This is a genomic window from Caulobacter sp. UNC279MFTsu5.1, from assembly GCF_900114015.1.
Lineage (GTDB): Bacteria > Pseudomonadota > Alphaproteobacteria > Caulobacterales > Caulobacteraceae > Caulobacter.
On record NZ_FORN01000021.1, the window covers coordinates 62,351 to 87,267 of the forward strand.

At 70.3% G+C, this 24,917-nt stretch carries 28 protein-coding genes and 1 pseudogene; 9 read left to right on the forward strand and 20 right to left on the reverse strand.

Annotated elements, in window-relative coordinates; translation table 11 throughout:
* Positions 1-45 precede the first annotated feature (45 nt).
* The gene (locus BM066_RS13610; protein ID WP_089928765.1) at positions 46-1,422 is read left to right on the forward strand and encodes an MATE family efflux transporter; all 1,377 of its coding nucleotides are present in this window, start codon (positions 46-48) and stop codon (positions 1,420-1,422) included.
* A gap of 30 nt (positions 1,423-1,452) precedes the next feature.
* Here the strand turns inward: BM066_RS13610 and BM066_RS13615 are convergent, their stop codons facing one another.
* Both BM066_RS13615 and mdoH read right to left on the reverse strand, forming a co-directional pair.
* Entirely contained in the window at positions 1,453-2,355 is a 903-nt protein-coding gene (locus BM066_RS13615; RefSeq protein ID WP_089928767.1) for a cobalamin biosynthesis protein CbiG, read from the reverse strand.
* Between the two features lie 107 nt (positions 2,356-2,462).
* Complete coding sequence (mdoH, locus tag BM066_RS13620; protein WP_089928842.1) at positions 2,463-4,484, reverse strand: glucans biosynthesis glucosyltransferase MdoH; 2,022 nt, start codon at positions 4,482-4,484, stop codon at positions 2,463-2,465.
* Between the two features lie 462 nt (positions 4,485-4,946).
* Here mdoH and BM066_RS27025 point away from each other — a divergent pair, with 462 nt between their 5' ends.
* Positions 4,947-5,147: a copper-binding protein gene (locus BM066_RS27025; RefSeq protein WP_255367584.1), complete on the forward strand. Its 201-nt coding sequence runs from the start codon at positions 4,947-4,949 to the stop codon at positions 5,145-5,147.
* 49 nt (positions 5,148-5,196) lie between these two features.
* Here BM066_RS27025 and BM066_RS13630 read toward each other — a convergent pair whose 3' ends face one another.
* The 8 genes from BM066_RS13630 to BM066_RS13665 all read right to left on the reverse strand — a co-directional run bounded on the left by BM066_RS13630 (position 5,197) and on the right by BM066_RS13665 (position 12,132).
* Positions 5,197-6,414 carry an RtcB family protein gene (locus tag BM066_RS13630; protein ID WP_089928772.1) on the reverse strand — a complete coding sequence of 406 codons (1,218 nt, stop codon included), beginning with the start codon at positions 6,412-6,414 and terminating at the stop codon, positions 5,197-5,199.
* A 343-nt stretch (positions 6,415-6,757) separates the two neighbouring features.
* Positions 6,758-7,117 (reverse strand): potassium channel family protein, encoded by a 360-nt coding sequence (locus tag BM066_RS13635; protein ID WP_089928775.1) that lies wholly within the window; start codon positions 7,115-7,117, stop codon positions 6,758-6,760.
* 80 nt (positions 7,118-7,197) lie between these two features.
* On the reverse strand, positions 7,198-7,485 hold the full coding sequence (locus BM066_RS13640) for an EF-hand domain-containing protein (protein WP_089928777.1): 288 nt from the start codon (positions 7,483-7,485) through the stop codon (positions 7,198-7,200).
* Between the two features lie 77 nt (positions 7,486-7,562).
* A complete protein-coding gene (locus BM066_RS13645; RefSeq protein WP_089928780.1) occupies positions 7,563-7,979 on the reverse strand; it encodes an ExbD/TolR family protein in 417 nt (138 codons plus the stop codon).
* A gap of 2 nt (positions 7,980-7,981) precedes the next feature.
* Positions 7,982-8,920 carry a prephenate/arogenate dehydrogenase family protein gene (locus BM066_RS13650; RefSeq protein WP_089928782.1) on the reverse strand — a complete coding sequence of 313 codons (939 nt, stop codon included), beginning with the start codon at positions 8,918-8,920 and terminating at the stop codon, positions 7,982-7,984.
* Positions 8,917-10,038, reverse strand: coding sequence for a histidinol-phosphate transaminase (hisC, locus tag BM066_RS13655; protein ID WP_089928784.1), 1,122 nt, complete (start codon positions 10,036-10,038; stop codon positions 8,917-8,919). Before hisC ends, BM066_RS13650 begins: the two co-directional genes overlap by 4 nt.
* A gap of 31 nt (positions 10,039-10,069) precedes the next feature.
* A complete protein-coding gene (locus BM066_RS13660; protein ID WP_089928786.1) occupies positions 10,070-10,870 on the reverse strand; it encodes a chorismate mutase in 801 nt (266 codons plus the stop codon).
* A 251-nt stretch (positions 10,871-11,121) separates the two neighbouring features.
* Positions 11,122-12,132: a DUF2125 domain-containing protein gene (locus BM066_RS13665; RefSeq protein ID WP_089928788.1), complete on the reverse strand. Its 1,011-nt coding sequence runs from the start codon at positions 12,130-12,132 to the stop codon at positions 11,122-11,124.
* 30 nt (positions 12,133-12,162) lie between these two features.
* Between BM066_RS13665 and BM066_RS13670 the strand changes: the two genes are divergently transcribed.
* Positions 12,163-12,726 carry a gamma-glutamylcyclotransferase gene (locus BM066_RS13670; protein ID WP_089928789.1) on the forward strand — a complete coding sequence of 188 codons (564 nt, stop codon included), beginning with the start codon at positions 12,163-12,165 and terminating at the stop codon, positions 12,724-12,726.
* Positions 12,727-12,778: 52 nt separating this feature from the next.
* Here the strand turns inward: BM066_RS13670 and BM066_RS13675 are convergent, their stop codons facing one another.
* Positions 12,779-13,909 (reverse strand): sulfotransferase family protein, encoded by a 1,131-nt coding sequence (locus BM066_RS13675; RefSeq protein WP_089928793.1) that lies wholly within the window; start codon positions 13,907-13,909, stop codon positions 12,779-12,781.
* A gap of 52 nt (positions 13,910-13,961) precedes the next feature.
* On the opposite strand from BM066_RS13675, the gene BM066_RS13680 reads away from it, so the two are divergent.
* The gene (locus tag BM066_RS13680; protein ID WP_089928796.1) at positions 13,962-14,549 is read left to right on the forward strand and encodes an aspartyl/asparaginyl beta-hydroxylase domain-containing protein; all 588 of its coding nucleotides are present in this window, start codon (positions 13,962-13,964) and stop codon (positions 14,547-14,549) included.
* A gap of 8 nt (positions 14,550-14,557) precedes the next feature.
* Here BM066_RS13680 and BM066_RS13685 read toward each other — a convergent pair whose 3' ends face one another.
* Genes BM066_RS13685 through ftsE form a run of 5 tightly spaced genes read right to left on the reverse strand, consistent with a single transcriptional unit; the run spans position 14,558 to position 17,766 of the window.
* Positions 14,558-14,749, reverse strand: a complete 192-nt coding sequence (locus BM066_RS13685; protein WP_143093731.1) for a hypothetical protein — start codon at positions 14,747-14,749, stop codon at positions 14,558-14,560.
* Between the two features lie 23 nt (positions 14,750-14,772).
* Entirely contained in the window at positions 14,773-15,483 is a 711-nt protein-coding gene (locus BM066_RS13690; protein WP_089928802.1) for a lysophospholipid acyltransferase family protein, read from the reverse strand.
* Positions 15,480-16,103 carry a YdcF family protein gene (locus BM066_RS13695; protein WP_089928804.1) on the reverse strand — a complete coding sequence of 208 codons (624 nt, stop codon included), beginning with the start codon at positions 16,101-16,103 and terminating at the stop codon, positions 15,480-15,482. The genes BM066_RS13690 and BM066_RS13695 overlap by 4 nt, the downstream gene beginning before the upstream one ends.
* Positions 16,100-16,993, reverse strand: coding sequence for a cell division protein FtsX (locus BM066_RS13700; RefSeq protein WP_089928807.1), 894 nt, complete (start codon positions 16,991-16,993; stop codon positions 16,100-16,102). Before BM066_RS13700 ends, BM066_RS13695 begins: the two co-directional genes overlap by 4 nt.
* Complete coding sequence (gene ftsE, locus BM066_RS13705) at positions 16,990-17,766, reverse strand: cell division ATP-binding protein FtsE (RefSeq protein ID WP_089928809.1); 777 nt, start codon at positions 17,764-17,766, stop codon at positions 16,990-16,992. The genes BM066_RS13700 and ftsE overlap by 4 nt, the downstream gene beginning before the upstream one ends.
* Positions 17,767-17,822: 56 nt before the next feature.
* Here ftsE and BM066_RS13710 point away from each other — a divergent pair, with 56 nt between their 5' ends.
* Together BM066_RS13710 and BM066_RS13715 are read left to right on the forward strand one after the other, a co-directional pair.
* Positions 17,823-18,758, forward strand: coding sequence for an MJ0042-type zinc finger domain-containing protein (locus tag BM066_RS13710; RefSeq protein ID WP_089928811.1), 936 nt, complete (start codon positions 17,823-17,825; stop codon positions 18,756-18,758).
* Positions 18,759-18,773: 15 nt separating this feature from the next.
* The gene (locus BM066_RS13715; protein ID WP_089928813.1) at positions 18,774-19,301 is read left to right on the forward strand and encodes a phosphoribosyltransferase; all 528 of its coding nucleotides are present in this window, start codon (positions 18,774-18,776) and stop codon (positions 19,299-19,301) included.
* A gap of 149 nt (positions 19,302-19,450) precedes the next feature.
* Here the strand turns inward: BM066_RS13715 and lysA are convergent, their stop codons facing one another.
* The 3 genes from lysA to argH are packed head-to-tail and all read right to left on the reverse strand — an operon-like array spanning position 19,451 to position 22,438.
* A complete protein-coding gene (lysA, locus tag BM066_RS13720) occupies positions 19,451-20,716 on the reverse strand; it encodes a diaminopimelate decarboxylase (protein ID WP_089928815.1) in 1,266 nt (421 codons plus the stop codon).
* A 4-nt stretch (positions 20,717-20,720) separates the two neighbouring features.
* A complete protein-coding gene (locus BM066_RS13725; RefSeq protein ID WP_089928817.1) occupies positions 20,721-21,023 on the reverse strand; it encodes a hypothetical protein in 303 nt (100 codons plus the stop codon).
* On the reverse strand, positions 21,020-22,438 hold the full coding sequence (gene argH, locus BM066_RS13730; RefSeq protein ID WP_089928820.1) for an argininosuccinate lyase: 1,419 nt from the start codon (positions 22,436-22,438) through the stop codon (positions 21,020-21,022). The genes BM066_RS13725 and argH overlap by 4 nt, the downstream gene beginning before the upstream one ends.
* Here argH and BM066_RS13735 point away from each other — a divergent pair, their 5' ends adjacent.
* The 3 genes from BM066_RS13735 (at position 22,439) to BM066_RS13745 (ending at position 24,295) form a co-directional block, all read left to right on the forward strand.
* A complete protein-coding gene (locus BM066_RS13735; protein ID WP_089928822.1) occupies positions 22,439-23,068 on the forward strand; it encodes a TlpA family protein disulfide reductase in 630 nt (209 codons plus the stop codon). It abuts the gene before it with no gap.
* 193 nt (positions 23,069-23,261) lie between these two features.
* Complete coding sequence (locus BM066_RS13740) at positions 23,262-23,465, forward strand: cold-shock protein (protein ID WP_007668086.1); 204 nt, start codon at positions 23,262-23,264, stop codon at positions 23,463-23,465.
* An 80-nt stretch (positions 23,466-23,545) separates the two neighbouring features.
* Positions 23,546-24,295, forward strand: coding sequence for a GNAT family N-acetyltransferase (locus BM066_RS13745; RefSeq protein WP_089928825.1), 750 nt, complete (start codon positions 23,546-23,548; stop codon positions 24,293-24,295).
* A gap of 49 nt (positions 24,296-24,344) precedes the next feature.
* On the opposite strand, the pseudogene BM066_RS27030 reads toward BM066_RS13745, so the two are convergent.
* A pseudogene (locus BM066_RS27030) lies at positions 24,345-24,521 on the reverse strand (hypothetical protein); the annotation flags it as partial.
* Positions 24,522-24,917: the final 396 nt, after the last annotated feature.

The window sequence follows — 24,917 nt, forward strand, 5'->3', positions numbered from 1 at the left end:
CGTGAGCATCGGTCACCTTCCCGGCCTCTTTGAAAGGCCCAACCGATGTCGCGTTCCGCGGCCGCGCCGGCTCCCCGCCCTGGGAAGCCGCACGGCGTCATTGTCTCCGATCTGATCGAACTGCTGCGCCTGGCCGGGCCCGTGGTGCTGTCGCGCCTGGGCATCATGGTCATGGGCCTGACCGACGCCATCGTCGTCGGCCACTTCTCGGCCCGGCAACTGGGCTTCCACGCCATGGCCTGGGCCCCGACCTCGATCTTCGTGACCGTGACGGTCGGCCTGCTGGTCGGGACCCAGGTGATGGGCTCGCGCGCCATGGGGGCGGGGCGGCCGCACGAGGCGGGGGCGGTGCTGCGCCGGGGCGTGGTCTACGCCGCCTGGCTGGGCCTGGCGGGCTCGGTGCTGTTGGTCCTGGCGGGGCCGCCGCTGCTGCACCATGTGGGCATCGAGGCCGCCCTGGCCCGGGGCGCGACCGCGCCGCTGATCGTGTTTTCCCTGTCGCTGACGCCCTACGCGGTCAGCGTGGCCCTGAGCTTCTGGCTGGAGGGGCTGGGACGGCCCGGCCTGGTCACGGTCAACATGTGGGTCGCCAACCTGGTGAACCTGGCCGTCAACCTGCTGCTGGTGCCGGGGACGTTCGGCCTGCCGGCCCTGGGCGCGGTGGGCGCGGCCTGGTCGACCTTCGTGGCCCGCAGCGTCTTCGCCCTGATGCTGGCGGTGGTGATCGTGCGCCTGAAGGACGCCCGGGCCATGGGCGTGTTCGACAAGCCCGCCCGCGACATCGCCGCCGCGAAGGAACAGCGGCGGGTCGGCTACGGGGCGGGGACCTCGAACCTGTTCGAGGTCTCGGCCTTCGCCGGCATGAGCCTGGTGGCCGGCTGGTTGGGCGGGCTGAACGTGGCCGCCTGGGCGGTGGTGCTGAACGTGGCGGCGGTGATCTTCATGGTCCCGCTGGGCCTGTCGACCGCCACGGCCGTACAGGTGGGACGGGCCTTTGGCGCGCGCGACTCCAAGGGCATGAGCCGGGCGGGCTGGATCGCCTTCGCGGTCACCGCGGTCTTCGCCCTGGTGGTGGCGGTGCTGCTCTATCCGCTGCGCCACCTGGTGGGCGGGGCCTATACCAGCGACCCGGCCGCCCTGGCCCTGATCGCCCCGGCCCTGGCCCTGACCTGCCTGTTCCTGGTGCCGGACGCCGTGCAGGTGGTCTGCGCCCAGGCCCTGCGGGCGCGCGGCGAGGTGTGGATCCCGGCCGGCACCCACATGATCAGCTATGCCCTGATCATGGGCCCCCTGGCCTGGTGGCTGGCCTTGCCGATGAAGCTGGGCGTGAACGGCATCGTGGTGTCGGTGATCGTCACCAGCTTCGTGGCGGCGGCGTTCCTGCTGGGGCGCTACCGGATGCTGGACGTGAAGGAGCGGTGACCGCTTCCTTCTCCCGCAAGGGGAGAAGGATCAGATCCCAGCCCCCAGGATCCAGCCCTCTTCGGTCTGCGCATCGACCACCAGATCCGCCGGCGCGTCCTTGCTCGGCCCGAACAGGGCGGCCAGCTTGCCGGCCTCGTCCAGCTTGGCGAAGTGCTCGGCCAGGGCGCGCACCTGGGCGGCGTCCTTGATCTCGCCGGGGGCGGGGACAGCCTTGACCAGCGAGGGGTAGACCTCGGCGATCACCACCTGCACGCCCTCGAGATCCGCCTCGGTCAGGGCCTTGAAGCCGGTCTCGAACGGCCAGACGCGGACGGCGTCGCCGCGCGCGTCCTTCAGCCGGCGGGCGGCCGGGATGCCGACGATCGCCTGGCCGCCGACCGAGCCGTTGTAGTAGAGCTTCCAGATCGAGGCCGCGCCCTTGGCGGCCAGGTCCGCGTGACGGAACTCCGGAAGGTCTCCGGGGCCATGCTCGCGGGTGCGCTTGGGCTGCAGGGTGGTCAGGGCGTCCTTGGGCGGGCAGCCCCAGAACGGGAACGGCCCGCCGGTCAGCCGGCGGTTCAGCTCCGAGCCGACGCCGAAGCGGTTGTTGGTGTTGTCGGCCTTGTCCTTGACCATCTTGGCCAGCTGGTCCCAGACCGCGCGCCAGGGATGCTCGCCCTTCAGCGCCAGGGCCGCGGTGACGCCGCGGGGGAAGCCCAGCGGGAAGTCGAAGCCGACCAGGGCCCGCTCGTTGCGCTTCTTCAGATCGTCGAGAATCGTCGCCAGCTTGGCCTCGGCCTCCTGGCGGGTGGGCGGGTTGAAGCTCTCGAAGGTCAGCCGGAACCGCACGTCGCGCTTCATCACGCCGATCCACACGGAATCCGCCCCCGTGGTCGGCTTGGCCGCCGCGCTCCAGTCGACGATCACATAGGCGCTGAAGAGGCGCGACACGGGGGACGCTCCGTTTGGATTGAACGAAGCGCGCTTCTACTCCGGCCGGGCGGAAGCGGCCACCCTTAAGCGATGAAAGTCGCGATCGGCGTCCGGCCGACGGGCCTTCAGGCGGCGTTGCGCTCCGCCGCCTGGTCGGCGGCCAGGACCGGGGCCGGCTGGCGGCTGAACCAGCGGGCCGGCGGTTCGCAGGCCGGGCCCAGGGCGGCGCGGACGATGGCCGGAGGGCGGCGCTCTTCCGGGGTCATGAACAGGCCGTTCGACTTGACGCCCAGGCCGGCGATCTTGTGAGCGCCCAGCATGGTCAGCGGCACGGCCAGGATCAGGCCGGCCAGGATCGGCATCGTCGCGGTCAAGAGGTCGGGCGTGAACCAGAAGGCCACGGCCAGCACCAGGCCGGTGACGCTGATCCAGCCCATGGCGGCGAAGGCCTCCCTGCCAGTGACCTTGTCGGCGTCGCGACGCTGGGTCGCCCAGCCGCCGACCTTGCCGGCCAGGATTTCGACCAGGGCGCGGGTCTGGGTGAGCATCAGCATCGGGGCGACCAGGGCCGAGAGCAGCATCTCGACGCCCAGGCCGGCCAGGATCCGGCGGCGGCCGCCGAAGCCCTTGATCTCGTGCTTGCGCGAGAACACCAGGATCGAGCCCAGGATCTTGGGGCCGAACAGCAGGACGAAGGTGATGATCATCGCCCAGGCGGTGGCCTGGATCTCGCGCCAGTCGATCAGGGCGTGGGCCGCGGCCTGCAGGTCGGCCATGGTGAAGGCGGCCTTCTTCAGCTCGGGCATCAGCATGCGCGAGATGATCCCCGACGACAGGGCCACGAACCACAGGGGCGACAGCACGTAGCTCAGCACGCCGATCACCAGGTGCAGGCGGCTCATCCAGTGCAGGCCGGGCAGGCCGATCAGCGGGACGTGCTGCACGTTGCCCCGGCACCAGCGGCGGTCGCGGGTGGCGAAGTCCAGCAGGTTGGAGGGGCTCTCCTCGTAGGAGCCGCCCAGATACGGAGCCAGGTGCACGCCCCAGCCGCCGCGGCGCAGCAGGGCGCTTTCCAGGGCGTCGTGGCTCATCACCTCGCCGCCGAACGGCTTGGGGCCGTTCAGTTCGGGCAGGCCGCAGGTCTCGGCGAAGGCCCGGGTGCGGACGATGGCGTTGTGGCCCCAGAAGCTGCTTTCCGAACCCGACCACCAGGCCAGGCCGGTCCAGGCGACGCGGCCGTACAGGCGCGTGGCGAACTGCAGGGTGCGGGCGAAGATCGTCTGGCCGTTGATGATCATCGGCATGGTCTGGATCAGGCCGACGCGCGGGTGACGCTCCATGGCGTCGGCCAGGCGGACCATGGCCTCGCCGGTCATCAGGCTGTCGGCGTCCAGCACCAGCATGTGCTCGTAGTCGCCGCCCCAGCGGGCCACCCAGTCAGCGATGTTGCCGGCCTTGCGGCCCGTGTTCTGGGTGCGCTTGCGATAGAAGACGTGGCTGCTGGCCTCGCGGCGGAAGCGGGCGAAGCAGGCCTGCTCGGCCAGGGCCACGGCGGCGTCGCGGGTGTCGCTGAGGATGAAGATGTCGAAGGCGCGGCTGTTTCCGGTCTCGGCGATCGAGGCGTCCATGGCGCGCAGGCGGGCGAACACTTCGGCGGCGTCCTCGTTGTGCACCGGCATCAGGATCGCCGTGCGGGCCTTGGGTCGGGGCATGGGCGAGGATGCGCTGTCGTCGATGCCCAGCGGGTCCCGGGGCTTGCCCAGCAGCACCACGAAGCCGACGACGGCGGTGCAGAACCACAGGGCCAGGGCCAGAAACAGCGGGGCCAGCAGGGTCAGGACGACGGCTTCCAGGCGGGTGACGCCGCCCAGGGCGATGGTATCGTAGGTGGCCCGCCAGCCGGCGAAGGCCATGATCGCCGTGGCGACGAACACGCCCCAGCGGCGCAGGACCAGGTTTTCCCAGATCGTGTTCTGGGGGGCGGTGGCGACCGGCCTGGCCCCGCCTTGCCAGAAGGCCAGCGGCTGGACCGGCATGGCCAGGGGCGCGTCGACGGGGATCTCGACCCGATCGCTCGTGGAGATCACCGTGTCGTAGGCGACGCTCCGCGAGGAGGTCAGGTCGAAGAAAGCGCCGCGTTCGCTCATCAGGTCCATCGTCTCGGGCTGTCCGGTTCGGATGGTCCGAGGGCCGGGCCTCTCCGAAAGGGCTCGAGAGGCGCAAGGCCGGCTTTCGCGGGACGCGCCGTGGTCGCTAGGGATGGTGTCCGCTAGGATTGGCGCGCTCGGTTCGGGCGGTCTGCGTGGTCTCGACGACCGGCGTGGAGAGCCGCCGGTCTCTCTAGAGTAAAACTTCGATCACAAAATCGCTACCACAATCGCCGCCCTTTTCGCACTTGCGGTAAAAAACCTTGTATGAAGGACGTGTTCGGATTGATCCGCTGAATTGTGAATTCTGCTAATATCATGAAAATAAAGACAATATCGGCAATTTTCCTGGTTGGTGCTCTCGCGGCCTGCGGTCCGGGCAAGCCGGCGAAACCGGCGTCCGAGGCTCCGGCGACCGCGCCGGCCGCGCTTCCGACGGGTCCGGAATACGACTCGACGGGCGTGATCGCCGTCCTCGAGGGCCAGACGGTAACGCTCGATCACGAGGGCGCGAGCGCGGCCAAGCTGGCCGCGGGGCGCACCGCCTTCCAGGCCTATGGCGACATCCTGGCCGAGGCGCCGCTGACGCCCGGCGCGCGCGTGGCGTTCAGGTTCCACAAGGCCGGCGACGCCTGGGAGCTGACCGAGCTGAAGGCGCGCTAGGCGGCTTCACCGCCAACGATCGCCGGACGCTTTCGCGCCCGGCGATCTTCTAGCCCTTCACGCAAACGACCTGGCGCAGCGTGTGGACGATGTCCACCAGGTCGCTCTGCGCGGCCATGACGGCGTCGATGTCCTTGTAGGCCATCGGCGTTTCGTCGATCACATCGGCGTCCTTACGGCACTCGACGCCGGCGGTGGCGGCCACGTGGTCGGCGATCGTGAACCGCCGCTTGGCCTCGTTGCGGCTCATCGCCCGTCCGGCCCCGTGCGAGCACGTGCAGAACGAGTCCGGGTTGCCCCGGCCGCGCACGATGAACGACTTGGCGCCCATCGAGCCCGGGATGATCCCCAGCTCTCCGTCCTTGGCCGAGACCGCGCCCTTGCGGGTCAGGTACACGTCCTTGCCGAAGTGCTTTTCCCGCGACACGTAGTTGTGGTGGCAGTTCACCGCTTCCTGCGTGACCATCAGGTCGGGGAAGGTGTTCCGAAGCACGGCCAGCACCTGCTCCATCATCACCTCACGATTGGCCCGGGCGTACTTCTGCGCCCAGGACACCGCCCGGACGTAGTCGATGAACCCCTCGCTGCCTTCGGCGAAGTAGGCCAGGTCCTGGTCGGGCAGGTTGATGTACCAGCGCTTCATCTCGTGCTTGGCGCGTTCGATGAAGTAGGTCCCGAACCGGTTGCCGACGCCGCGCGAGCCCGAGTGCAGCATCACCCAGACGTCGCCGGCCTCGTCGAGGCACAGCTCGACGAAGTGGTTGCCGGTGCCCAGCGTGCCCAGGTGGCCGAAGCCGCGCGGGTGGGCCGCCTTGGGATGCCGGGCCACGACGTCGTCGTAGCCGGCCTGCAGTCCGGCCCACCTGTCGGCCGCGGCCGCCGGCGGCTCGACCTGCCAGGCGCCCTTGTCGTTGCGCCCGCCGTTGTCGGTCCGGCCGTGCGGCACCGCCGCCTCGATGTCCGAGCGGATCCCGAACAGGTTGTCGGGCAGGTGCTCGGCGCGGATCGAGGTGCGCACCGCCATCATGCCGCAGCCGATGTCGACGCCCACGGCGGCCGGGATGATCGCGCCCAGGGTGGGAATGACCGAACCGACCGTCGCGCCCATCCCCCAGTGCACGTCGGGCATCACCGCCACGTGCTTGTGGATGAAGGGCAGGGCGGCGACGTTGCGCAGCTGCTTGAGGGCCGCGTCCTCGATGGGCACGCCCTGGGTCCACGCCTTGATCGGCGCGCCGTCGCTTTCGATGTGTGTGAAGCCGCTCATGGGCTTCTCCTTTTCCAAACCGCCCCTCCTGGCGACTTGGTCGAAAGAACTTCCCGCACAAAACGAAGAAACCCCTCCGGCCAGGCCAGGAGGGGTTTCCTTTCGAACATCCCGAGTTCAGACGAACCCTAGACCGGAACCCCTACCGACGCGCGCACGCCCATCCGTTCGACCTGGCGGTCGAGCAGATTGCTTGCGGGCTTATAGGTCGGGGCTTTGTGCGCCATGGTCCTCATCCTTCGGGAGGCGGGCGAGTACAGTGTTCGCCGAGGCGAGGGAAGGGGGACGCGGCGAAGATCGCACCGGTGTGTCGCCAAGGCCACGGTTGCGCTCCAGGCGGTCCCTAGGCTCGTTCCGCCGCGCCGAGCCTCTCCTCCAGCCGGCGCAGCGCCGCCTTCAGTTCCTCTTGCTCGGCGTGGCTGAACTCGTTGTGGTCCGTGATGCAGCGCGAGCAGATGTTGCCGATCAGCAGCGGCAGGATGAAGAGCAGGGTCACGTGCATCAGCACCGCGGCGGCGATCCGCCCTCCGGCCGTGGCGGGATACATGTCGCCGTAGCCGACGGTGGTGGCGGTGACGCAGGCCCACCAGAGCGCGTCGAGGAACGGCTTGTGCTCGAAGACGGCGTAGGCGCCGGCGCCGGCCGCCAGCATCACCGCGTAGAGCGCCAACAGTTCCTTGATGCTGTCGACATATTTGAGCATGGACCCCTCCCGAGAGAGGCCGACCTTAGCCAAGCCGCGGGGAGGCGGTCCAGCGCCAACTCAATCCTCGGTGGTCGATCCTAATGCTCGGCGGGCGGGGCCTGGCCGGTGGTCGCCGGATGGGTCTTCATGCGCGCCATGCCCGCCTTCAGCTCCTCGAGCGAGATCTTGCCGTCGCCGTCGGTGTCGGCCTTGGCAAAGCGCGCCTCCTTGCGGCCGGCGGCGATCCACTCGTCCTTGTCGATCCCGCCGTCGCCGTTCTTGTCCCAGGCCTTGAGGATCTTCTCGGGCGAAGGCGCGGCCAGGGCGGAGCCGGCGGCGAAGGCGGCCAGCGTGGCCAGGGCGAGGGCGGCGATCTTGCGGCGCATGGGGTGTCCTTCGAGCTGCGTCCCTTGGCGATCATCAAGGCGGGACCTTGCGGCTGTATTGCGGCGAGGCCGGTCGATCACCGGCGAGCGGCGGGTTTCGGGTCCCCGCGCTGGGTGTCCAGTTCCACCCGACGCCAGCCGCCCGCGTTGATCCGGTCCATCACCGCTTTGAAATCCGCGTGCGAGCCCTCGACGTTCTCGTGCAGCAGAATCCGCTGCAGCTCCTTGTCGGGGTTGTCGGCCCGGTCGACGATGTCGCCGACCAGCCTGTCGAGGCTGGATGGCTTGTCGCCCACCCACAGCGCGCCGTCGCGGTTGATGTAGACGTCGACGGGTTTCGGCTCGACCGGCGCGGCCGGTCTGGGCGCTTCGGCCGGCGGAAAGTCGACCTTGATCGACACGGTCCGCGAAATCTTGGCGAAGAACAGTCCCCAGATCAGCAGCGCCAGGGCGACCGACGCCAAGGCTAGGCCGAGCGCACGCTTCCAGCCCAAGCCTAGTGCTTCCCGCGGTCGCGGCCGAAGTTCGGCTCGGCGCTTTCCTGGCCGGCGGCGACGATGCCGCGGCGGATGGCGCGGGTGCGGGTGAAGTGGGCGTGCAGGGTGTCGGCGTCGCCCCAGCGGATGGCGCGGCTCATGGCCTGCAGGTCCTCGGTGAACCGGCCCAGCATCTCCAGCACCGCATCCTTGTTGGCCACGAAGATGTCGCGCCACATGGTCGGGTCGCTGGCGGCGATGCGGGTGAAGTCGCGGAAGCCCGAGGCCGAGAACTTGATCACCTCGCTCTCGGTGACGTTCTCCAGGTCGGCGGCGCTGCCGACGATGGTGTAGGCGATCAGGTGGGGCAGGTGGCTGACCACGGCCAGCACCAGGTCGTGGTGCTTTTCGTCCATCAGCTCGACCTGGGCGCCGAAGGTCCGCCAGAAGGCCGACAGCTTGGCGACGGCGGCGGCGTAGGCCTCGTCGTCGCTCTCGGCCGGGGTCAGGATGGTCCAGCGGTTCTCGAACAGCTCGGCGAAGCCGGCGTCGGGGCCCGACTGCTCGGTGCCGGCGATCGGGTGGCCCGGGATGACGAAGACCTTGGACAGGTCCAGGGCCTTGAACGCTTCGACCACGTTGGCCTTGGTCGAGCCGACGTCGGTCAGGGTGGCGCCGGGCTTCAGGTGCGGGGCCAGGGCGGCCGCCACCTCGGGCGTCGACAGCACCGGCGTGGCGATCACCACCAGGTCGGCGTCCCGGACGGCCTCGCCAATGTCGCCGGTCACGTGCTCGGCCAGGCCCAGTTCGCTGACCCGGGCGCGGTGCGCCTCGCTGGCGTCGGCGACCGTGACCTGGCCGACCACGCCGTGCTCGCGGGCCGCGCGTATGATCGAGCCGCCGATCAGGCCGCAGCCGATCACGGTCATCTTCGGGTACAGGACGCCGGGGTGGCTCATCGGGCCAGGAACTCGCGCAGCAGCTCGACCACGGTCCGGTTGTGCTTTTCCAGCCCCACGGTGATGCGGATGGCGTTGGGCAGGCCGTAGTTGCCCACGGCGCGGACCAGATAGCCCTTCGAGGCCAGGAACGCCTCGGCCTCCAGCGCGGTCTTGCCGGGCGTGGCCGGGAAGTTGATCAGCACGAAATTGGCCGCCGACGGCGTGACCTCCAGGCCCAGGCCGCCGATCTGCTGGGTCAGCCAGGGACGCCATTGCTCGACCAGGGCGACCGAGCGCTGCTGGAACTCCGTATCGGCCAGGGCGGCGATGGCCGCGTCCTGGGCCGGGATCGAGGTGTTGAACGGCGGGCGGATGCGCTCCAGCGGCTCGATGATCCCCGCCGGGCCATAGGCCCAGCCCACGCGCAGGGCGGCCAGGCCGTGCAGCTTGGAGAAGGTGTGGGTGACGATGACGTTCTCGGCCGTGCGGGCCAGATCCAGCCCGTCCTCGAAGCGCGGATCGGTGCAGAACTCGGCATAGGCCCCGTCCAGCACCAGCACCACCGACGGCGGCAGGGCCGCGTGCAGGGCGCGGATCTCCTCGCCGGTCAGCCAGGTGCCGGTCGGGTTGGCGGGGTTGGCGATGAACACCAGGCGGGTGCGTTCGTCCACGCACTTGACGATCTCGTCGACGGCGACGCGCTGGCCCGGTTCCTTGGCGAAGCGCACCTCGCCCTGGCAGGCGCGGGCCCCGATGGCGTAGGCGGCGAAGCCGTGCTCGCCCTGGACGATGTTGTCGCCGGGCTCCAGATAGACCTGGTTCAGCAGGGCGAAGATCTCGTCCGAGCCGTCGCCCAGCGTGATGCGCTCGACTTCCAGGCGGTAGTGGGCGGCGATGGCGGCGCGCAGGGCCGAACCCTTGCCGTCCGGATAGATGTGCATCCGGTCGACGGCGTCGCGATAGGCGGCCTTGGCCTTGTCGCTGCTGCCCAGGATGTTCTCGTTGCTCGACAGCTTCACCGGATGGGCGACGCCCTCGATCTTCGACTTGCCGCCCACATAGGCGGCGATGTCGAGGATGCCCGGCTTGGGCATGGGGCGCGGCGCGGCGAAGCGGTCGGTGGTCGGAGCGGTCATCTGGCGAACTCGGGCGGCGAAGGCGGTCTTCTTACACGTCGAACTGGGTGGGCGCAGCCCCGATGACGCCCGTAAGCGAGCCCGGGGCGCGGGCCAGGCGCTCGTCGCCGGCCTGGTAGAAGCCCGACAGCGAGAACAGCTTCAGCCCGCCGGCCTCGGCCACCAGCTCGCCGGCCACGCCGTCGGCCGACAGCGCCTCGACGACGGCGCCGGCGGCCTTGGGGCTGTCGGTGACCCAGAAGGTCTGATCGCCGCCGGTCGGCTCGACCTCGACCTCGGCCACGGCGAAGGCCACCTGCGGGCCCCAGCGCTCCAGGCAGGGCAGGGCGGCGAAGATCTTCAGACGCGGCTCGGCCAGCAGCCGGCCCCACCAGGCGTTGTCGGGAACCAGGCCCAGCACGCCGACGCCCCACGGGGTCTTGGCGGCGGCCAGGGCTTCCCTGTCGGTGGCGACCACCGTCATCGGCGGGGCGACGCCGAACCGCAGGCGGGCCAGCTCGACGGCGCGAGCGGGATGGGAGCCGCCCCAGACGGCCAGGTGATAGGGGCCCTGGCGCGCCAGGCTGTCGGACATCAGCTCGCGCCAGAGGCGGATGACCAGGGCGTCGCTGGCGGCCTTGCGGGGCGCTTCGACCAGCTTGCGGACGATCAGGGCCTCGCGGCCGGGGCGCAGGCCGAAGCCAGTGTCGCCGGCCGCTTTCTTGGCGGTGGCCACGGCGCGCGCCAAGCCGGCCCGCTCGTCCAGCAGGGCCAGAAGCTCACCGTCGATGGCGTCGATACGCCATCGGACCTCGTCCAGCGAAGGCGTCGCATCGCCCGCGTCGCTACCCATGATTTATCCCCGAAATTGGAGGCCGGACCATAGACTTTGCCGCCGGAGGCGCAATAGGGCGCGATGGCGGGAATAAAGTTGCGTGGCGAGTTTGTACGCGCGGAGGACGCCCCCTCCGTCACGATGCGTATTCGCATCGCGCCACCTCCCCCGCGATGCGGGGGAGGAGAAATCGGCGCGTCTTCTCCTCCCCCGTGAAACGGGGGAGGTGGCGCGTCGCGAAGCGGCGTGACGGAGGGGGCGTCTGCAGATCAATAGACCCGCGGCGCCGGCCCCGTGTCGAACAGGCCCAGCCGCGTGCGGCCCTTTTCGAACTTCAGCGTCGCCGACAGGGTCGGGTCGCGGCCCAGGGCCTGGGCCACGGCCGCGGCGGCGGCTTCGGGACTCTTCAGCGACTGGCCGGAAGAGGGAATCTCGCGGACGGTGACGTCCAGCGCCCCTTGCAGGCGGCCGTCCTCGTCCACCGTCAGGGCGCCGGACTTGGCGTCCAGCAGCGCCTCGCCGGCGTTCAGCTTGCCCTGCTGGACGGTCAGGGCCCCGCCGGCCTTGGACCAGTCGCTGACCGCGTCGGACCAACTGGCCCCGTGCAGGGCGCTGATCCTGCTGACCTTGGAATCCCAGATCAGGTCGGCGGTGCGGTCGGCGGCGATGCGGCCCATCAGGCCGGTGAAGCGGGCCTTGGCGCCCTTGGCCTCGAAGAAGATCGCGCCCTGGTCGTCGGGGCCGGGCCGCACGTGCAGCTGCAGGCCGGCCGTCGACAGCAGCGGGAACGGCGCGGCCCCGGCGACCGGGGTGAAGACCAGGTTCGCGCCCTCGACCGAGATCCGGGGCGGATACCGGTCGAAGCCCGCGAAGCTGGCGCGCAGGGCCTGGCCGGTGATCTCCACGTCGCCGTTGATCGGGCGGGTCATGACCACGCCCCGGGGCGCGACGATCACCCAGTGGCCGATGTCGTAGGCGTTGGCCTCGCCGTTCAGCTCCGGCGCCCGCACGGCCCAGCCCGAAGGCTCGGCGACCCGGGCGTTGACCAGCCTGACGTCCATGCGGAACGGATAGCCGCTGAAGGTGCGGGTCTCCCACGACAGGTCGTAGCCGCGCGATTTCAGCGACACGGCCGTGGCGTCCATCCGCTGCTCGGCCTGGCCGCGCAGCCACAGCCAGCCAACGCTCCAGCCGACGGCGACGATCGCCAGAATGACGAAGGGCGCCAGCAGACCACGACGCCGGGGCTTGCGGGACGGGGCGGCGGCGTTATGGGTCATGGAATGGGCGGCTCCGGTCGGGAACGGTAGATGAGCGTTGTAGACGAGGTGGCGGGCGGCGAAGACCGCTGGGTGTTCGGATATGGATCGCTGATGTGGCGGCCTGGGTTCCCGTTCATAGAGCGAAGAACGGCGTTGCTCCATGGGCGCCGCCGCGCCTTCTGCATCTATTCGGTCCACCATCGGGGCACCTACGAGCGGCCGGGCCTGGTGCTGGGTCTGGCCCCCGGCGGTGCGGTGCGCGGCGTGGCCTATCGGGTGGCCGGCGGGCGATGGCCCGAGGTCTACGCCTATCTACGCGAGCGCGAGCAGCCGACCGAAACCTATTTCGAGGCCTGGTCCGAGCTGAAGATCGACGGGAACGGCAGGGTCAGATCGCTGGTGTTCCTGTCCGACATGAAGCACGGCCAGTGGGCGGGGGCGCTGACCCTGGACCAGCAGGCCGAGCTAATCGCCGGCGCCCGGGGCCTGTCGGGCCGCAACATCGACTATCTGCGCGACCTGGTCATGCACCTGCGCGAGGACGGCGTGCGCGACCATGCCATGGAGTCGCTGCTGAAGATGGTCGAGGCCCGGGAAGCGGCGACGGTTTAGGGGCGATCCGTCGAGCGATGAAAAGATGGCGGGGACCGTCCACGATCGGTTGTCATTGTGCGGCCCGCATCGCCTCCAGCCGCTGATACGCCGGGCCCAACCGTCGCGTGCAGATCGCCCGCAGCGCCGGGGTCGCCGCCTGCTGCTTGTCCTGGACGTCCGGCGCGAAGGCCTGTTCGGGGGCCTTGGCGTCGCGGACCGTCGCGGCGCGCATGGCCTGGACCTCGGCCGCCGACGCCGTCACCCCGAAGTACGGCAGGATCTCCGTGAACAGGGCCTCGGGCAGCTGTCGGTAGTTGACCAGCCTGCCGCCGCCGAGCGGGTGGTGACGCGCCGCGCCCTCGCACAGCGCGGCCAGCACGCGGGCGCAGTAGTCGGCGTCCGGGACGGCGGGCATGTCCAGGCCCAGGCGCGCGGGCGGGACCAGTTCGGGAATCATCTGCACGCCGCGCCGGCGCAGGTGCGAGACCAGCACCTCGACCGGTTCGCGATAGAGGAAGACCCAGGGCGCGTCCGGGAAGGCGCGCCGGAACAGGGGCAGGTCGCGCACGTGCCAGCAGTCGAGCTTGAGGAACAGGCGACGCTCGCCGTAGCGCACCTGGCCCAGGGCCGCGACCATGGCCCGCAGGACCGAGACCTTGGCGTCGTCGTCGACCGGAAGCCGCAGCACCGCGTCGATCGGCGCGGCCTCAGAGATCACCGCATGGGCCGGCGGGGCCGCCAGCATCCGGGCCGCCAGGGTCGAGCCGCAGCGCGACATGTGGAAGACCAGGCCGTCGGGGGCGCGGGCGGGGCGGGCGTCCGGGCCGGGCAAGGGTGTGCGCAGGCCGACCAGGCGGTTGAGGGGACGATATCCGGCCCGCGTCAGGTCGTCGGCGTAAAAGGACCCGACCAGCCGTCGCCGCCCGAACCATCGCCAGCTCACGACCGGCTGTCCGCCCAGGTCCGAGACCTCGGCCGGCAGCCAGCCCGGCTGGGCGGACGCGCGCCTGGCCGGCGGGACCGAAGCGGCCTGAATCGCCGCGCGGATCTCGGCCGCCTCGACCGCGAATCCCGCCGCCCGCGCCGCTTCGACCGCCCGCGCGGCGAAGGCGTCGTAATCGTGGATCGCGTCGAGGGCTTCGGCCAGGCCGGCGTCGTCGAGGATCAGGTCGCGCAGCGCCTCCAGCCCCGTCGTCGTCATCGCCCGTCTGATCCCGCTTGCGGCGCCGCTCGCCGCCTCATAGCGTCACTGAATGGCCTACCCGGACAGATTGCAACTGCCGTTCAGCTTCGACCCGGGCCTGCTGCAGCGTGACCTGGACGCCCTGGCCGCCGCGCCCTGGACCGCCCACTTCGTGCGCCAGAACTACGAGGGCGACTGGAGCGTGATCCCCCTGCGCTGCGCGGCGGGCGAGACCCATCCGATCCGGATGATCTATTCCGACCCGGCGGCCACGGAGTTCGTCGACACCCCGTTCCTGGAGCCCTGTCCCTATTTCCGCGACGTGATCGCCGCCTTCGCCTGCGAGGTGCGCAGCGTGCGCTTGATGCGGCTGACGTCCGGCTCGGTGATCAAGGAGCACACCGACCTCGATCTGGGCGTCGAGACCGGCGCGGCCCGGATCCACGTGCCGGTGACCACCAATCCCGACGTCGAGTTCCTGCTCAACCGCACGCGGGTGGAGATGGGGGAGGGCCAGGCCTGGTACCTGCGCCTGGGCGATCCGCACGCGGTGGCCAACCGCGGGACCAGCGACCGCGTGCACCTGGTGCTGGACCTCGTGGCCGACGATTGGCTGATGGGGTTTTTCGAGGCGGCGGCGGTCGTCGATGAAGTTTGAAGCGCCCGCTAGTTGGCCAGCCACCAGATTCGGGCGCGCGCTTCGGCCTCGGCGGATTCGACGGAGTCGTAGAGACCGCAGTCAGGACCTGACGCCTTCCACCGGCCCGAGGCGCTGTCCATCGTTTGGCGGCGGTACGTCGCCAGACCGTCGGCGCGTATGACGATCAACGCGCGCTCCAACCCGTCGGAACGGGTCAAGGTTCCGGCGATTTCCTCCACAACTACAGCCCCTCGTCCTCCAGCGCCTTGGTCGCGGTGTTGATCCGGGTCTGCAGCTCGCGCATGAACTCGCCGCGCTTGAGGCCGGCGGGGATGGGGGGCAGGTATTCGAAGACGATCCTGCCCGGCGGGCGCAGGAAGCCCTTGGGCCAGTGGACGCCGCAGTTCAGGGCCAGGGGCGTGACCGGCAGGTTCAGCTCGCGATAGAGCGCGGCGATGCCGGGCTTGTAGTCGCCGGGAACCCCGACCTCGCCGCGTGTGCCCTCGGGGAAGATCACGACCTGGCGGGTCTCCTTCATGCGGTCGACGGCGTCGCGGACAAGCTTCTTCAGCGCCGCGGAATGGCCCTCGCGGTCGACGACGATCATGCCCGCCTTCAGCCCGTGCCAGCCGAACAGCGGCACCATCAGCAGTTCCTTCTTCATCACGAAGCAGGCGTCGGGCAGCAGGGCGAACTGGCTGAAAACGTCGAACATCGACTGGTGCTTGGCCGCGACCAGGGCCGGCCCGGTGGGCCTGAACTGTTCGCCGCGCACCTCGACCCTGATGCCGGCCAGCCAGCGCAGGGCCCAGATCAGCCCCTTGGACCAGGTCGACAGCGACCAGGTGTTGAACTGGCGGGGCAGAGGATAGGTCACGATCATGCCAATGGCCCAGACCACCGACCACAGCCAGAAGAACAGCTGGAACAGGAACGAACGCAGATAGATCAAGACGATTCCTTCGCCGGCTTCTGGGCGGCCTTGTCCTGGGGGCCCAGCTTGAGGAACGCTTCGCGGCCCAGGATCGCCAGGTACTTGCAGTATTCCACGATCATCCGCCGGGCGCTCGTGCCGCCTTTCCACCAGCGGTGGGCGTTCAGGCTTTCGGTCACCACGGGATAGGGATGCAGGGTCACCCCGGGCATGGCCGCGCGCAGCTCCAGCATCGAGCGGGGCATGTGATAGTCGGCGGTGACCACGATCAGGCTGTGATAGTCCTTGGCCTTGGCCCACTCGGCGCTCTCGCTGGCGTTGCCGATGGTGTCGGCGGCCGCGTAGCCCAGGTCGATGCAGCATTCGTAGATCGGCCGCACGGCCTTGGTCACGCCCAGCACGTCCTCGCGCGAGGCCTCGCGGTTGACGCCCGAGATCAGCAGGCGCTTGCCCTTGCCGGCTTCCAGCAGCTTGGTCGCCGCCTCCAGCCGCACGTTCGAGGCGCCGGTCAGCACCACCACCCCGTCCGACACCGGAGGCTCCTGGGCCGGCGTCGACTGGTCGACCCGGCTGGTGAAGGCCAGCAGGCCCACGAACCAGACCATCACCAGGATCAGCAGCGCGGCGAAGCTTCTCACGGCATGCCTCTCAACAGGCGCAGAGACGCGGCTCGGGCCGCGATCCCGGCCACCAACGCCGCCACCAGCGGACAGGGCAGGGGCGCCAGCAGATCGGTCCAGGCCAGCGGCAGGACCGGCGTCAGGCCCTGGCCGCCCCCCACCAGCCGCGCCGCCGCCCCGATCATGGCCGCGCCCACCCCGCCCAGCAAGCCGGCGAAGAAGGCCATGCCGGCGAAGCGGTTCTGGAACAGGTTGGCGATGAAGCCGTCCTCGGCTCCCGACAGGTGCAGCACCTCGACGATGTCGTGGCGGGCGGTCAGGGCGGCGCGGGTGGCGAAGATGATCACGGCCGCCGCCGCCGTGGCGATCAGGCCGAACACGCCGATGGCGGCCCAGCCGGCCAGGCGCGCCGCGCGCTCGATGTCGGCGATCCAGCGGCTGTGGTCGTCGACCACGGCGTCGACATTGGCGTCCTTCAACGCCTTGTTCAGCGTGGCGGCGGTGGCGGGAGCCCTGGGATCCAGGTCCAGGGTCACCAGGCGCGGCACGGGCAGGTCGGCGATCAGGGCCTCGCGGCCGATCCACGGCTCCAGCAGGGCCTCGGCCTTGTCCTTGGGCAGGGCGCGGGCCTCGGTCACGCCCCGCACGCCCGCCAGGGTCTCGGCGGCGCGGGCCGCGGCGCTGTCGGGGCTTTCGCTGGCGCGGGGGCGGACCACCACCGTGGCCGAGCCGGTCAGCTGGGCGGTCCAGCCGGTGGCGGCGCGGGTCGAGGCCAGGGCCGCCAGGGCCGTCAGGCAGGCCAGGAAGCACAGCACCGCGACCACGAACACCAGCGAGCCGTCCCGCGCGTCGCGCGGCGGCAGCAGCTGGCCCGGCTTCCAGCGGGCGACGGAGAAGCGGTCGCTCACCCTTCGTCCTCCTCGTAGCCGTCGTCGTAGCCGGGGTCGGGTCCGTCGTCGGCGACGTCGACCAGGCGGCCGTTCTCCAGGTGCAGGGTGGGGCGGTTGGCGCGGGCGACCAGGTCCTCGTCGTGGGTGGCGATCAGCACCGTGGTGCCCAGGCGGTTCAGCTCGACGAACAGTCGCAGCAGGCGCAACGACATGGCCGGATCGACATTGCCGGTCGGCTCGTCGGCCAGCAGCACGTCGGGGCGGTCGACCACGGCGCGGGCGATGGCCAGGCGCTGCTTCTCGCCGCCCGACAGGGTGGCGGGCAGGGCGTGCATGCGGTCGCCCAGCCCGACCCACTGCAGCAGCTCGGCCACGTCATCGCGATAGCTGGCCGGCTTGCGGCCGGCGATGCGCAGCGGCAGGGCGGCGTTGTCGAACACCGGCAGGTGGTCCAGCAGGCGAAAGTCCTGGAACACCACCCCGATCCGGCGGCGCACGAACGGCAGGTCCTCGGGCCGGGTCAGGCTGATGTCGCGGCCGAACAGCTCGACGCGACCCCGTGACGCACGGTGCGCCAGATAGATCAGCTTCAGCAGCGAACTCTTTCCCGCGCCCGACGGGCCGGTGAGGAAATGGAAAGACCCTGGGTGTAGGGTGAACCTGAGATCGCTGAGCGTTTCCGGCCCCCGTCCATACCGCATCGAGACCCCCTCGAAGCGCACGACGGGGACGGCGCCGCCATCCTGGACGTCATCGGTGCGCAAGGGTGTGTCGCTGGGTCGTGTGGACATGGTTGGCAAAATCGGCGACCTCGTGTGTAGGAGCGGGGAGCGTCCGATTCGCGGCCATGATACTGACCTGTCCCGAGTGCGCCAGCCGCTATTTCGTCGATGACTCCAAGGTCGGCGCGGCTGGTCGTGTCGTGCGTTGCGCGGCCTGCGGGACCCGCTGGACGGCCCGCAACGAAGAGGCCCTGGATCTGTTCGAAGAACCCTCGGTCGCCGACCTGGCGGGCGAGCCGAACCTGACCGCGCTGGACGGCGCGTCCAATCCCGCCGACGATCCGCAGACCCCCGTCGACCAGCTGCCGGGCGAGGAGCTGCCCAAGGTGTTCCGGGCCCGGGCCGACGCCGAGCGCCGCCTGAAGGAGGCCAAGACCACGGGCGTCATCTGGGGCGGCATGGTGGCCGTCATGCTGGTGATCCTGGGCTGCGCCTATGTCTTCAACATGAACGTGGCCCGGCTGTTGCCCAGCACGGCCGGGGCCTATGCGTTCGTCAATCGGCCGGTCAACACCGTCGGCCTGACGGTCGAGGATCTGAAGGCCGAGCCGACCATGCAGGATGGCCACGCCGCCATCACCATCACTGGCGTGCTGCGCAACATCACCGACCACGCGGTGACCACCCCGCCGCTGCGGGTGGCCCTGCTGAACAAGCACGAGAAGCGGGTGGCCGGGAAGCTGGCCGCCGCCGCCGATCCGCTGATCCCGCCCAGCCAGACCCGGCATTTCTCGGTGACCCTGCTGGATCCGCCGCGCACGGCCAACACCCTGGAGATCGGCTTCGCCCTGGAGCCGGGCGCGGCCAGGCATGCCGGTCCCGCGGCCCATGTCGAGAAGGCGGCCGACCCCGAGGCTCCGTCGCTGCGCGGCGCCCAGGACCAGCCGGCCGAGCTGGCGGCGGGCGCGCCGCCGCCGGTCGACGAGACGCAAGGGGCTGGACAGGAGCCCCCAGGTCATGAGACCGGAGCGGTCGACCCGGCCCCGGCCGACCATCATTGACCCAGAAAACTTGACATGACCGAGCGCTCCGCCCCCGAAGTTCTGATTTCCCAGGAAGAAATCGCCGAGCGGGTGGAAGCCCTGGCCCAGGCCATCGCCCCGCGCATCGACAACGACACCGTCGCCGTCTGCCTGCTGACCGGCGGCCTGTGGTTCGCCGCCGACCTGACGCGGGCCCTGTGGCGGGCCGGTCGCGACGTGCGCTTCGACGCCCTGTGGCTGGCCTCCTACCATGACGAGCGCAAGAGCTCGGGCCGCTGCGAGGTCCGCGCCGACCTGCAGCGCCCGCTGATCGGCCGCCGCGCCCTGGTGGTGGACGACGTGCTCGACACCGGCCTGTCGCTGGGCGAGGCCGCCAAGCTGGTCAAGGACGCTGGCGCCAGCGAGGTCCTGACCGCGGTCTTCGCCCGCAAGCCCTGGGACAAGCCGCGCATCGAGCCCGACTTCGTCGCCTGGGAAGCGCCCGCGCGCTACCTGGTCGGCTACGGCCTGGACGACGAGGGCAAGAGCCGCGGGCTGCCGTACATCGGGGCGCTGGACTGAATCATCTATGTGAGGGGGCCACACTTGCCCCCACCTGACCGCTTCGCGGTCTATCCGCCCCCATAGGGGGCGGAGCCTCGCGCTTTAGGCTCTTCCCCCTTTGGGGAAGACGGTCGCCAAGCGACCCGTAGGGGGCAGGTGTTAGCCGCCTAAACCCAGTCCGGCGGCACGTCCCGGGCCAGCATCTCCTCATACGACGGCCGCGCGCGGATCACCGCGAACCGGTCGCCGTCCACCAGCACCTCGGGCACCAGCGGCCGGGTATTGTACTCGCTGGCCATGGCCGCGCCGTAGGCCCCGGCCGACATGAAGGCCACCAGGTCCCCCGGCCCGAACGGCGGCAGGGCGCGGTCGCGGGTGAAGGTGTCGCCGGTCTCGCAGATCGGGCCGACGACGTCGTAGCTGGTTTCCCCGGCGCGCTTGATCACCGGCCGGATGTCGTGGAAGGCGTCGTACATGGCCGGGCGGATCAGGTCGTTCATCGCCGCGTCGATGACCAGGAAGCGCTTGCCCTCCGGCCGCTCGTGGACGTGGATCACCTCGCTGACCAGCACCCCGGCGTTGGCGGCGATCACCCGGCCCGGCTCGAAGGCCAGCTTCACCGGCAGGTCCTGGATCGCCTCGGCGACCATGACCGCGAACTCGGCCGGCGAGGGCGGTTCGGGCATGTCGAAATAGGGCACGCCCAGGCCGCCGCCGAGATCGAGGCGCTCGACGTGCAGGCCCTCGCCCAGCAGCTGTTCGACCAGGCCGCGCATCTTGCCGAAGGCCTGGCGCATCGGCGTCAGGTCGGTGATCTGGCTGCCGATGTGGCAGGCCACGCCGATCGGCTCGAGGTGGGCGTGGTTGCTGGCGTTGGCGTAGAGCCGCGCGGCCTCGGCGAACGACACGCCGAACTTGTTCTCGGACTTGCCGGTGGCGATCTTGGCGTGGCCGCCGGCCGCGACGTCGGGATTGACCCGGAACGCCACCTTGGCCTTGACGCCCAGCTCGGCGGCGACGGCGGCGATCAGGTTCAGCTCGGGCTCGGACTCGACATTGATCTCGGCGACGCCGGCCTTCAGCGCGAAGGCGATCTCGCCGCGCTTCTTGCCCACGCCCGAGAACACGATCCGCTCGCCAGGGATGCCGGCGGCCAGGGCGCGGCGCACCTCGCCCTCCGACACCGTGTCGGCCCCGGCCCCCAGCTTGCCCAGCACCTTCAGCACCGCGACGTTGGAATTGGCCTTCACCGCATAGGCGATCAGCGGGTCGACGATCCCGGCCCCGACCAGGGCGTCGCGGAACACGGTGAAGTGCCGCTCCAGGGTGGCGCGGGAATAGACATAGACCGGCGTGCCGACGTCGCCGGCGATCCTGGCCAGCGGGACGCCTTCGCAGGCCAGGCCCTCGGGGCCGTACTCGAAATGGTTCACGTCGTCAGTTGCCCTGGGCGCTGGGGAAGCCGGCGCCGGAGGGGCCGCCGAACGGGTCGTGCGCGCCGCTCAGCGGCGCGGCGCGGGTCGTGCGGTTGCTCGACGCGGGGTCAATGTTCTCCTGCGTGCCGTTGGCGCGCGCGGGCTGGTTGGCGGTGGCCGAGCCGCGGCGCCGTTCGGCCTCGTAGGCGGCCTTCTTCTGGGCGTTCCACAGCGGGGCGGGGCGCTCCAGCTCGGCCTGCTTGCCGCAGGCGGCGGCGGTCAGGGCCAGGGCGGCGATCGTGAGCAGGGTGAGGGGACGGATCATCCGAGCAGTTCCTTCCAACGCGCGATCTGGGCGCGGACCTGGGCGGGAGCGGTCCCGCCGTAACTCGTGCGGCTGGCCGCCGAGGCGGCGGGCGTGAGCACGGTGTAGATTTCAGAAGTGATGCGCGGCTCGATCGCTTGCAAGTCGGCCAGCGCCAGTTCCGCCAGATCCACGCCCTTGCCCTCCGCCGCCTTCACGGCCGAGCCTGTCACGTGGTGGGCGTCGCGGAAAGGCATGTTCAGCTCGCGGACCAGCCAGTCGGCGAGATCCGTAGCCGTCGAGAACCCCGCGCCGGCGGCGGCGGCCATCTTCTCGGTGTTGGGCGTCAAGTCCGACACCATGCCGGCCATGGCCAGAAGGCTCAGCTCCAGGGCGTCGAAGGCTTCGAAGGTCGGGACCTTGTCCTCCTGCATGTCCTTGGAATAGGCCAGGGGCAGGCCCTTCATGACCACGGTCAGGGTGGTCAGCGAGCCCAGGATCCGGCCGACCTTGGCGCGGATCAGCTCGGCCGCGTCCGGGTTCTTCTTCTGCGGCATGATCGAGCTGCCGGTGGTGAAGGCGTCGGTCAGCTTGACGAAGCCGAACATCGGCGTCGTCCACAGCACGATCTCCTCGGCCAGGCGCGACAGGTGGGTGGCGGTGATCGAGGCGGCCGACAGGGCTTCCAGCGCGAAGTCGCGGGCCGAGACGCTGTCCAGCGAATTGGCGGTCGGGCGGTCGAAGCCCAGCGACGCGGCGGTCTGGCGGCGGTCGATCGGGAAGGGCGAGCCGGCCAGGGCGGCGGCGCCCAGCGGGCACTCGTTCATCCGGGCGCGGGCGTCGCGGAACCGCGAGGCGTCGCGGCCGAACATCTCGACATAGGCCATCAGGTGGTGGCCGAAGGTCACCGGCTGGGCCGGCTGCAGGTGGGTGAAGCCCGGCATCAGGGCGTCGGCGTGGGTTTCGGCCTGGGCGACCAGGGCGCGCTGCAGGCCGTCCAGCTGGGCGGCCGAGCGGTCGCAGGCCTCGCGCACCCACAGGCGGAAGTCGACGGCCACCTGGTCGTTGCGCGAGCGGGCGGTGTGCAGGCGGCCGGCCGTCGGGCCGATCAGCTCGCGCAGCCGCGCCTCGATGTTCATGTGGATGTCTTCGTATTCGTCGCGGAACGGGAAGGTCCCGGCCGTGATCTCGCCCTCGACGGCGTCCAGGCCCTTGAGGATTTCCTCGCCGTCGGCGCTTGCAATCACGCCTTGGCTGATCAACATCCGCGCATGGGCGCGGGAGCCCGCCAGGTCCTGCGCCCACAGGCGCTTGTCGAAGCCGATGCTGACATTGATCGCCTGCATCAGCTCCGCCGGCTTGGCCGAGAACCTGCCGCCCCACATGGCTTGGCCCTGGCCGTTCGCGGCGGGCTTATCGGAGGCGTCGTCGGTCATATGAGCGAAATCCAGTCGGGCAAGGATCAGGCCGCGCGCAAGCTCGGCCCGCTGAAATGGGCGATCGGCGCCGTTCTGCTGATCGGCGTCGCGGCGGTTCTATACGTCATCGCTCAGGCTTCGTTCAAACCCGCAGGCGGCCTCGACCTCAAGGAATTCAAGAAAGCGTCCTTAGAGAAGCTGGACGTGCCGGCCCAGCCGCGCGCCGCGCCGGCCACGGTGTTCGCCGACGCGGCCGGAAAGCCGCGCACCCTGGCCGATTTCAAGGGCCAGGTGGTGGTGATGAACCTGTGGGCCACCTGGTGCGCGCCCTGCAAGAAGGAGATGCCCACCCTGGCCAGGCTGCAGGCCGCCTATGCGACCCAGCCGCTGAAGGTGCTGCCGATCAGCGTCGACCGCGACAGCGACCTGAACCTGATCCAGGCGGAAATGGCCGCCAACCCGCCGCTGCAGGTCTATCGCGACAAGAACTACAAGATGTCGTTCGAGCTGGAGCCGCGCGCCGCCGGCTATCCGACCACGGTCCTCTACGACAAGCAGGGGCGCGAGCGGGCGCGGATGTCGGGCGAGGCCGACTGGTCCAGTCCGGAGGCCCGCGCCCTGGTCGAGGCGCTTCTCCGCGAGCCTTGAGCCAAAGCAGAGCGAGAAAGAGCGGCGCGCGCGCTTAAGGATATCGCCGTTTTTTGAATTGACCCCTCAACGAGGGCGTGTCCACTCTGGCCCGCAATCCTGGATTTGGGCCTGCGAATGCTACCCGGACAACTGAGATTGTTACCCGCCCGCTTGTCCGGGCATCGGATCGGCCTTCTCTAGGAGACACTCCATGGCGACCGGCGTAGTGAAATGGTTCAACGGCACCAAGGGCTTCGGCTTCATCCAGCCCGATGACGGCGGCAAGGACGTGTTCGTCCACATCAGCGCCGTCGAGCGCGCGGGCCTGCGCAGCCTGGACGAGGGGCAGAAGGTCAGCTTCGACACCGCCGAGGAGCGCGGCAAGATCGCGGCGGCCAATCTGAAGCCGCTCTAGGCCGCCGTTCCTCGTTCGATACGCGAAATTGACGGGCGCCGGTTCCAACGAACCGGCGCCCGCCTGCTATGGAAGACCCGATGACCGTCGATCCCCGTCTTCTCGAAATCGTCGCCGATCGGGCCTGGCCGGCGCGCCAGAGCGGAGCCCTGGGCGGCTGGCGGCTGAACGCCTCGGACGGCTGGTCGCTGCGAATCAACGCCTGCTGGCCGCTGGGCGAGCCCGACCGGCCGATCGACGAGGCCATCGCCGCGGCCGAGGCCTTCTACGCCGCGCGCGGCCTGCCCGCCCGCTTCAAGCTGTCGGACGGGGCGGTGGTCCCGGCCAATCTGTCCGAGCACCTGCGGGCCCGCGGCTACAGGCCCACCCACGGCACGGTGGTGATGGTGGGCGAGGCCTCGGGGATGATCGCGGCGATGGCGGACATCGCCGTGACCCTGTCCGACGCGCCGGACCCGGCCTTCGAGGCGGTGCTGACCGCCAGCGCCGCCGGCAACGCCGCCGACGCCCGCGAGCGCCTGGACGCCCTGGGCCGCATCCCCGCGCCGGCCCGCTTCGCCCGGCTGGAGATCGACGGCGAGGTCGCGGCCCTGGGCGCCAGCGCCGTGGACGGCGAATGGGCGGGGATCTTCGGCATGCGCACCCTGCCGAGCCACCGCCGCAAGGGCCTGGCCCGCCGGATCCTGGCGGCCCTGCTGCACGAGGCCCGGACCCTGGGCGCCCGCCGCGCCTACCTGCAGGTCGAGACCGACAACGCCCCGGCCATCGCCCTCTACAGCGGCCTGGGGTTCGTGCCGGCCTATGGCTACCGGTACTGGGTGGTGGAGTAGGGAAGGGGACGCGCACTCACGGCGGTGCGCCGGCCGGTTTGCAGGGCGTTCAGTGTGAGTGCGTGTCCCCGGCTGAACGGCCGCCAAGTCGCTGATATCCCTGACCTAAAACTTTATGCCCCGCACCCTCTCGGACCGGCCGTATCCTGGTCTCACCTCGACGCAGGGAAAGGGCGCATGGCCAGCGACCAGTTGCGGCGGCGGGGGGCGATCGAGCGGGAAGCTCCATCGGCGGTCCTTTTGGACCAAACCTCGCGTCTCCAGGGCCGGCCGGGCATGGAACACTAAAACGGCGTGACGTGAGGGCTGGCGGATCAGCAGGCGGGCGGTGACAGGCCCGCGGTCCGGGACCAGGGTTCGTTGACCTGGCCCGCCCGTCGGAGGCTTCAAGGCGGCGAGGCTCGAACAGGGCTCAGCGTCGCGGGCTTCCGGATAACGACCGCGCGGAGCGATCGGGCTTCGTCGAAACGGTATTCTTTTTCCAAACTCCGGACGGCGTCCGGCGCTCCGCGACCCTTTCCATACGCTCAGCGGGTTTCCGCGTGAGGATGAGAAGCCGTGCCGGTGAACACTTGCCCCCACCTGACCGCTTCGCGGTCTGTCCGCCCCCAGAGGGGGCGGA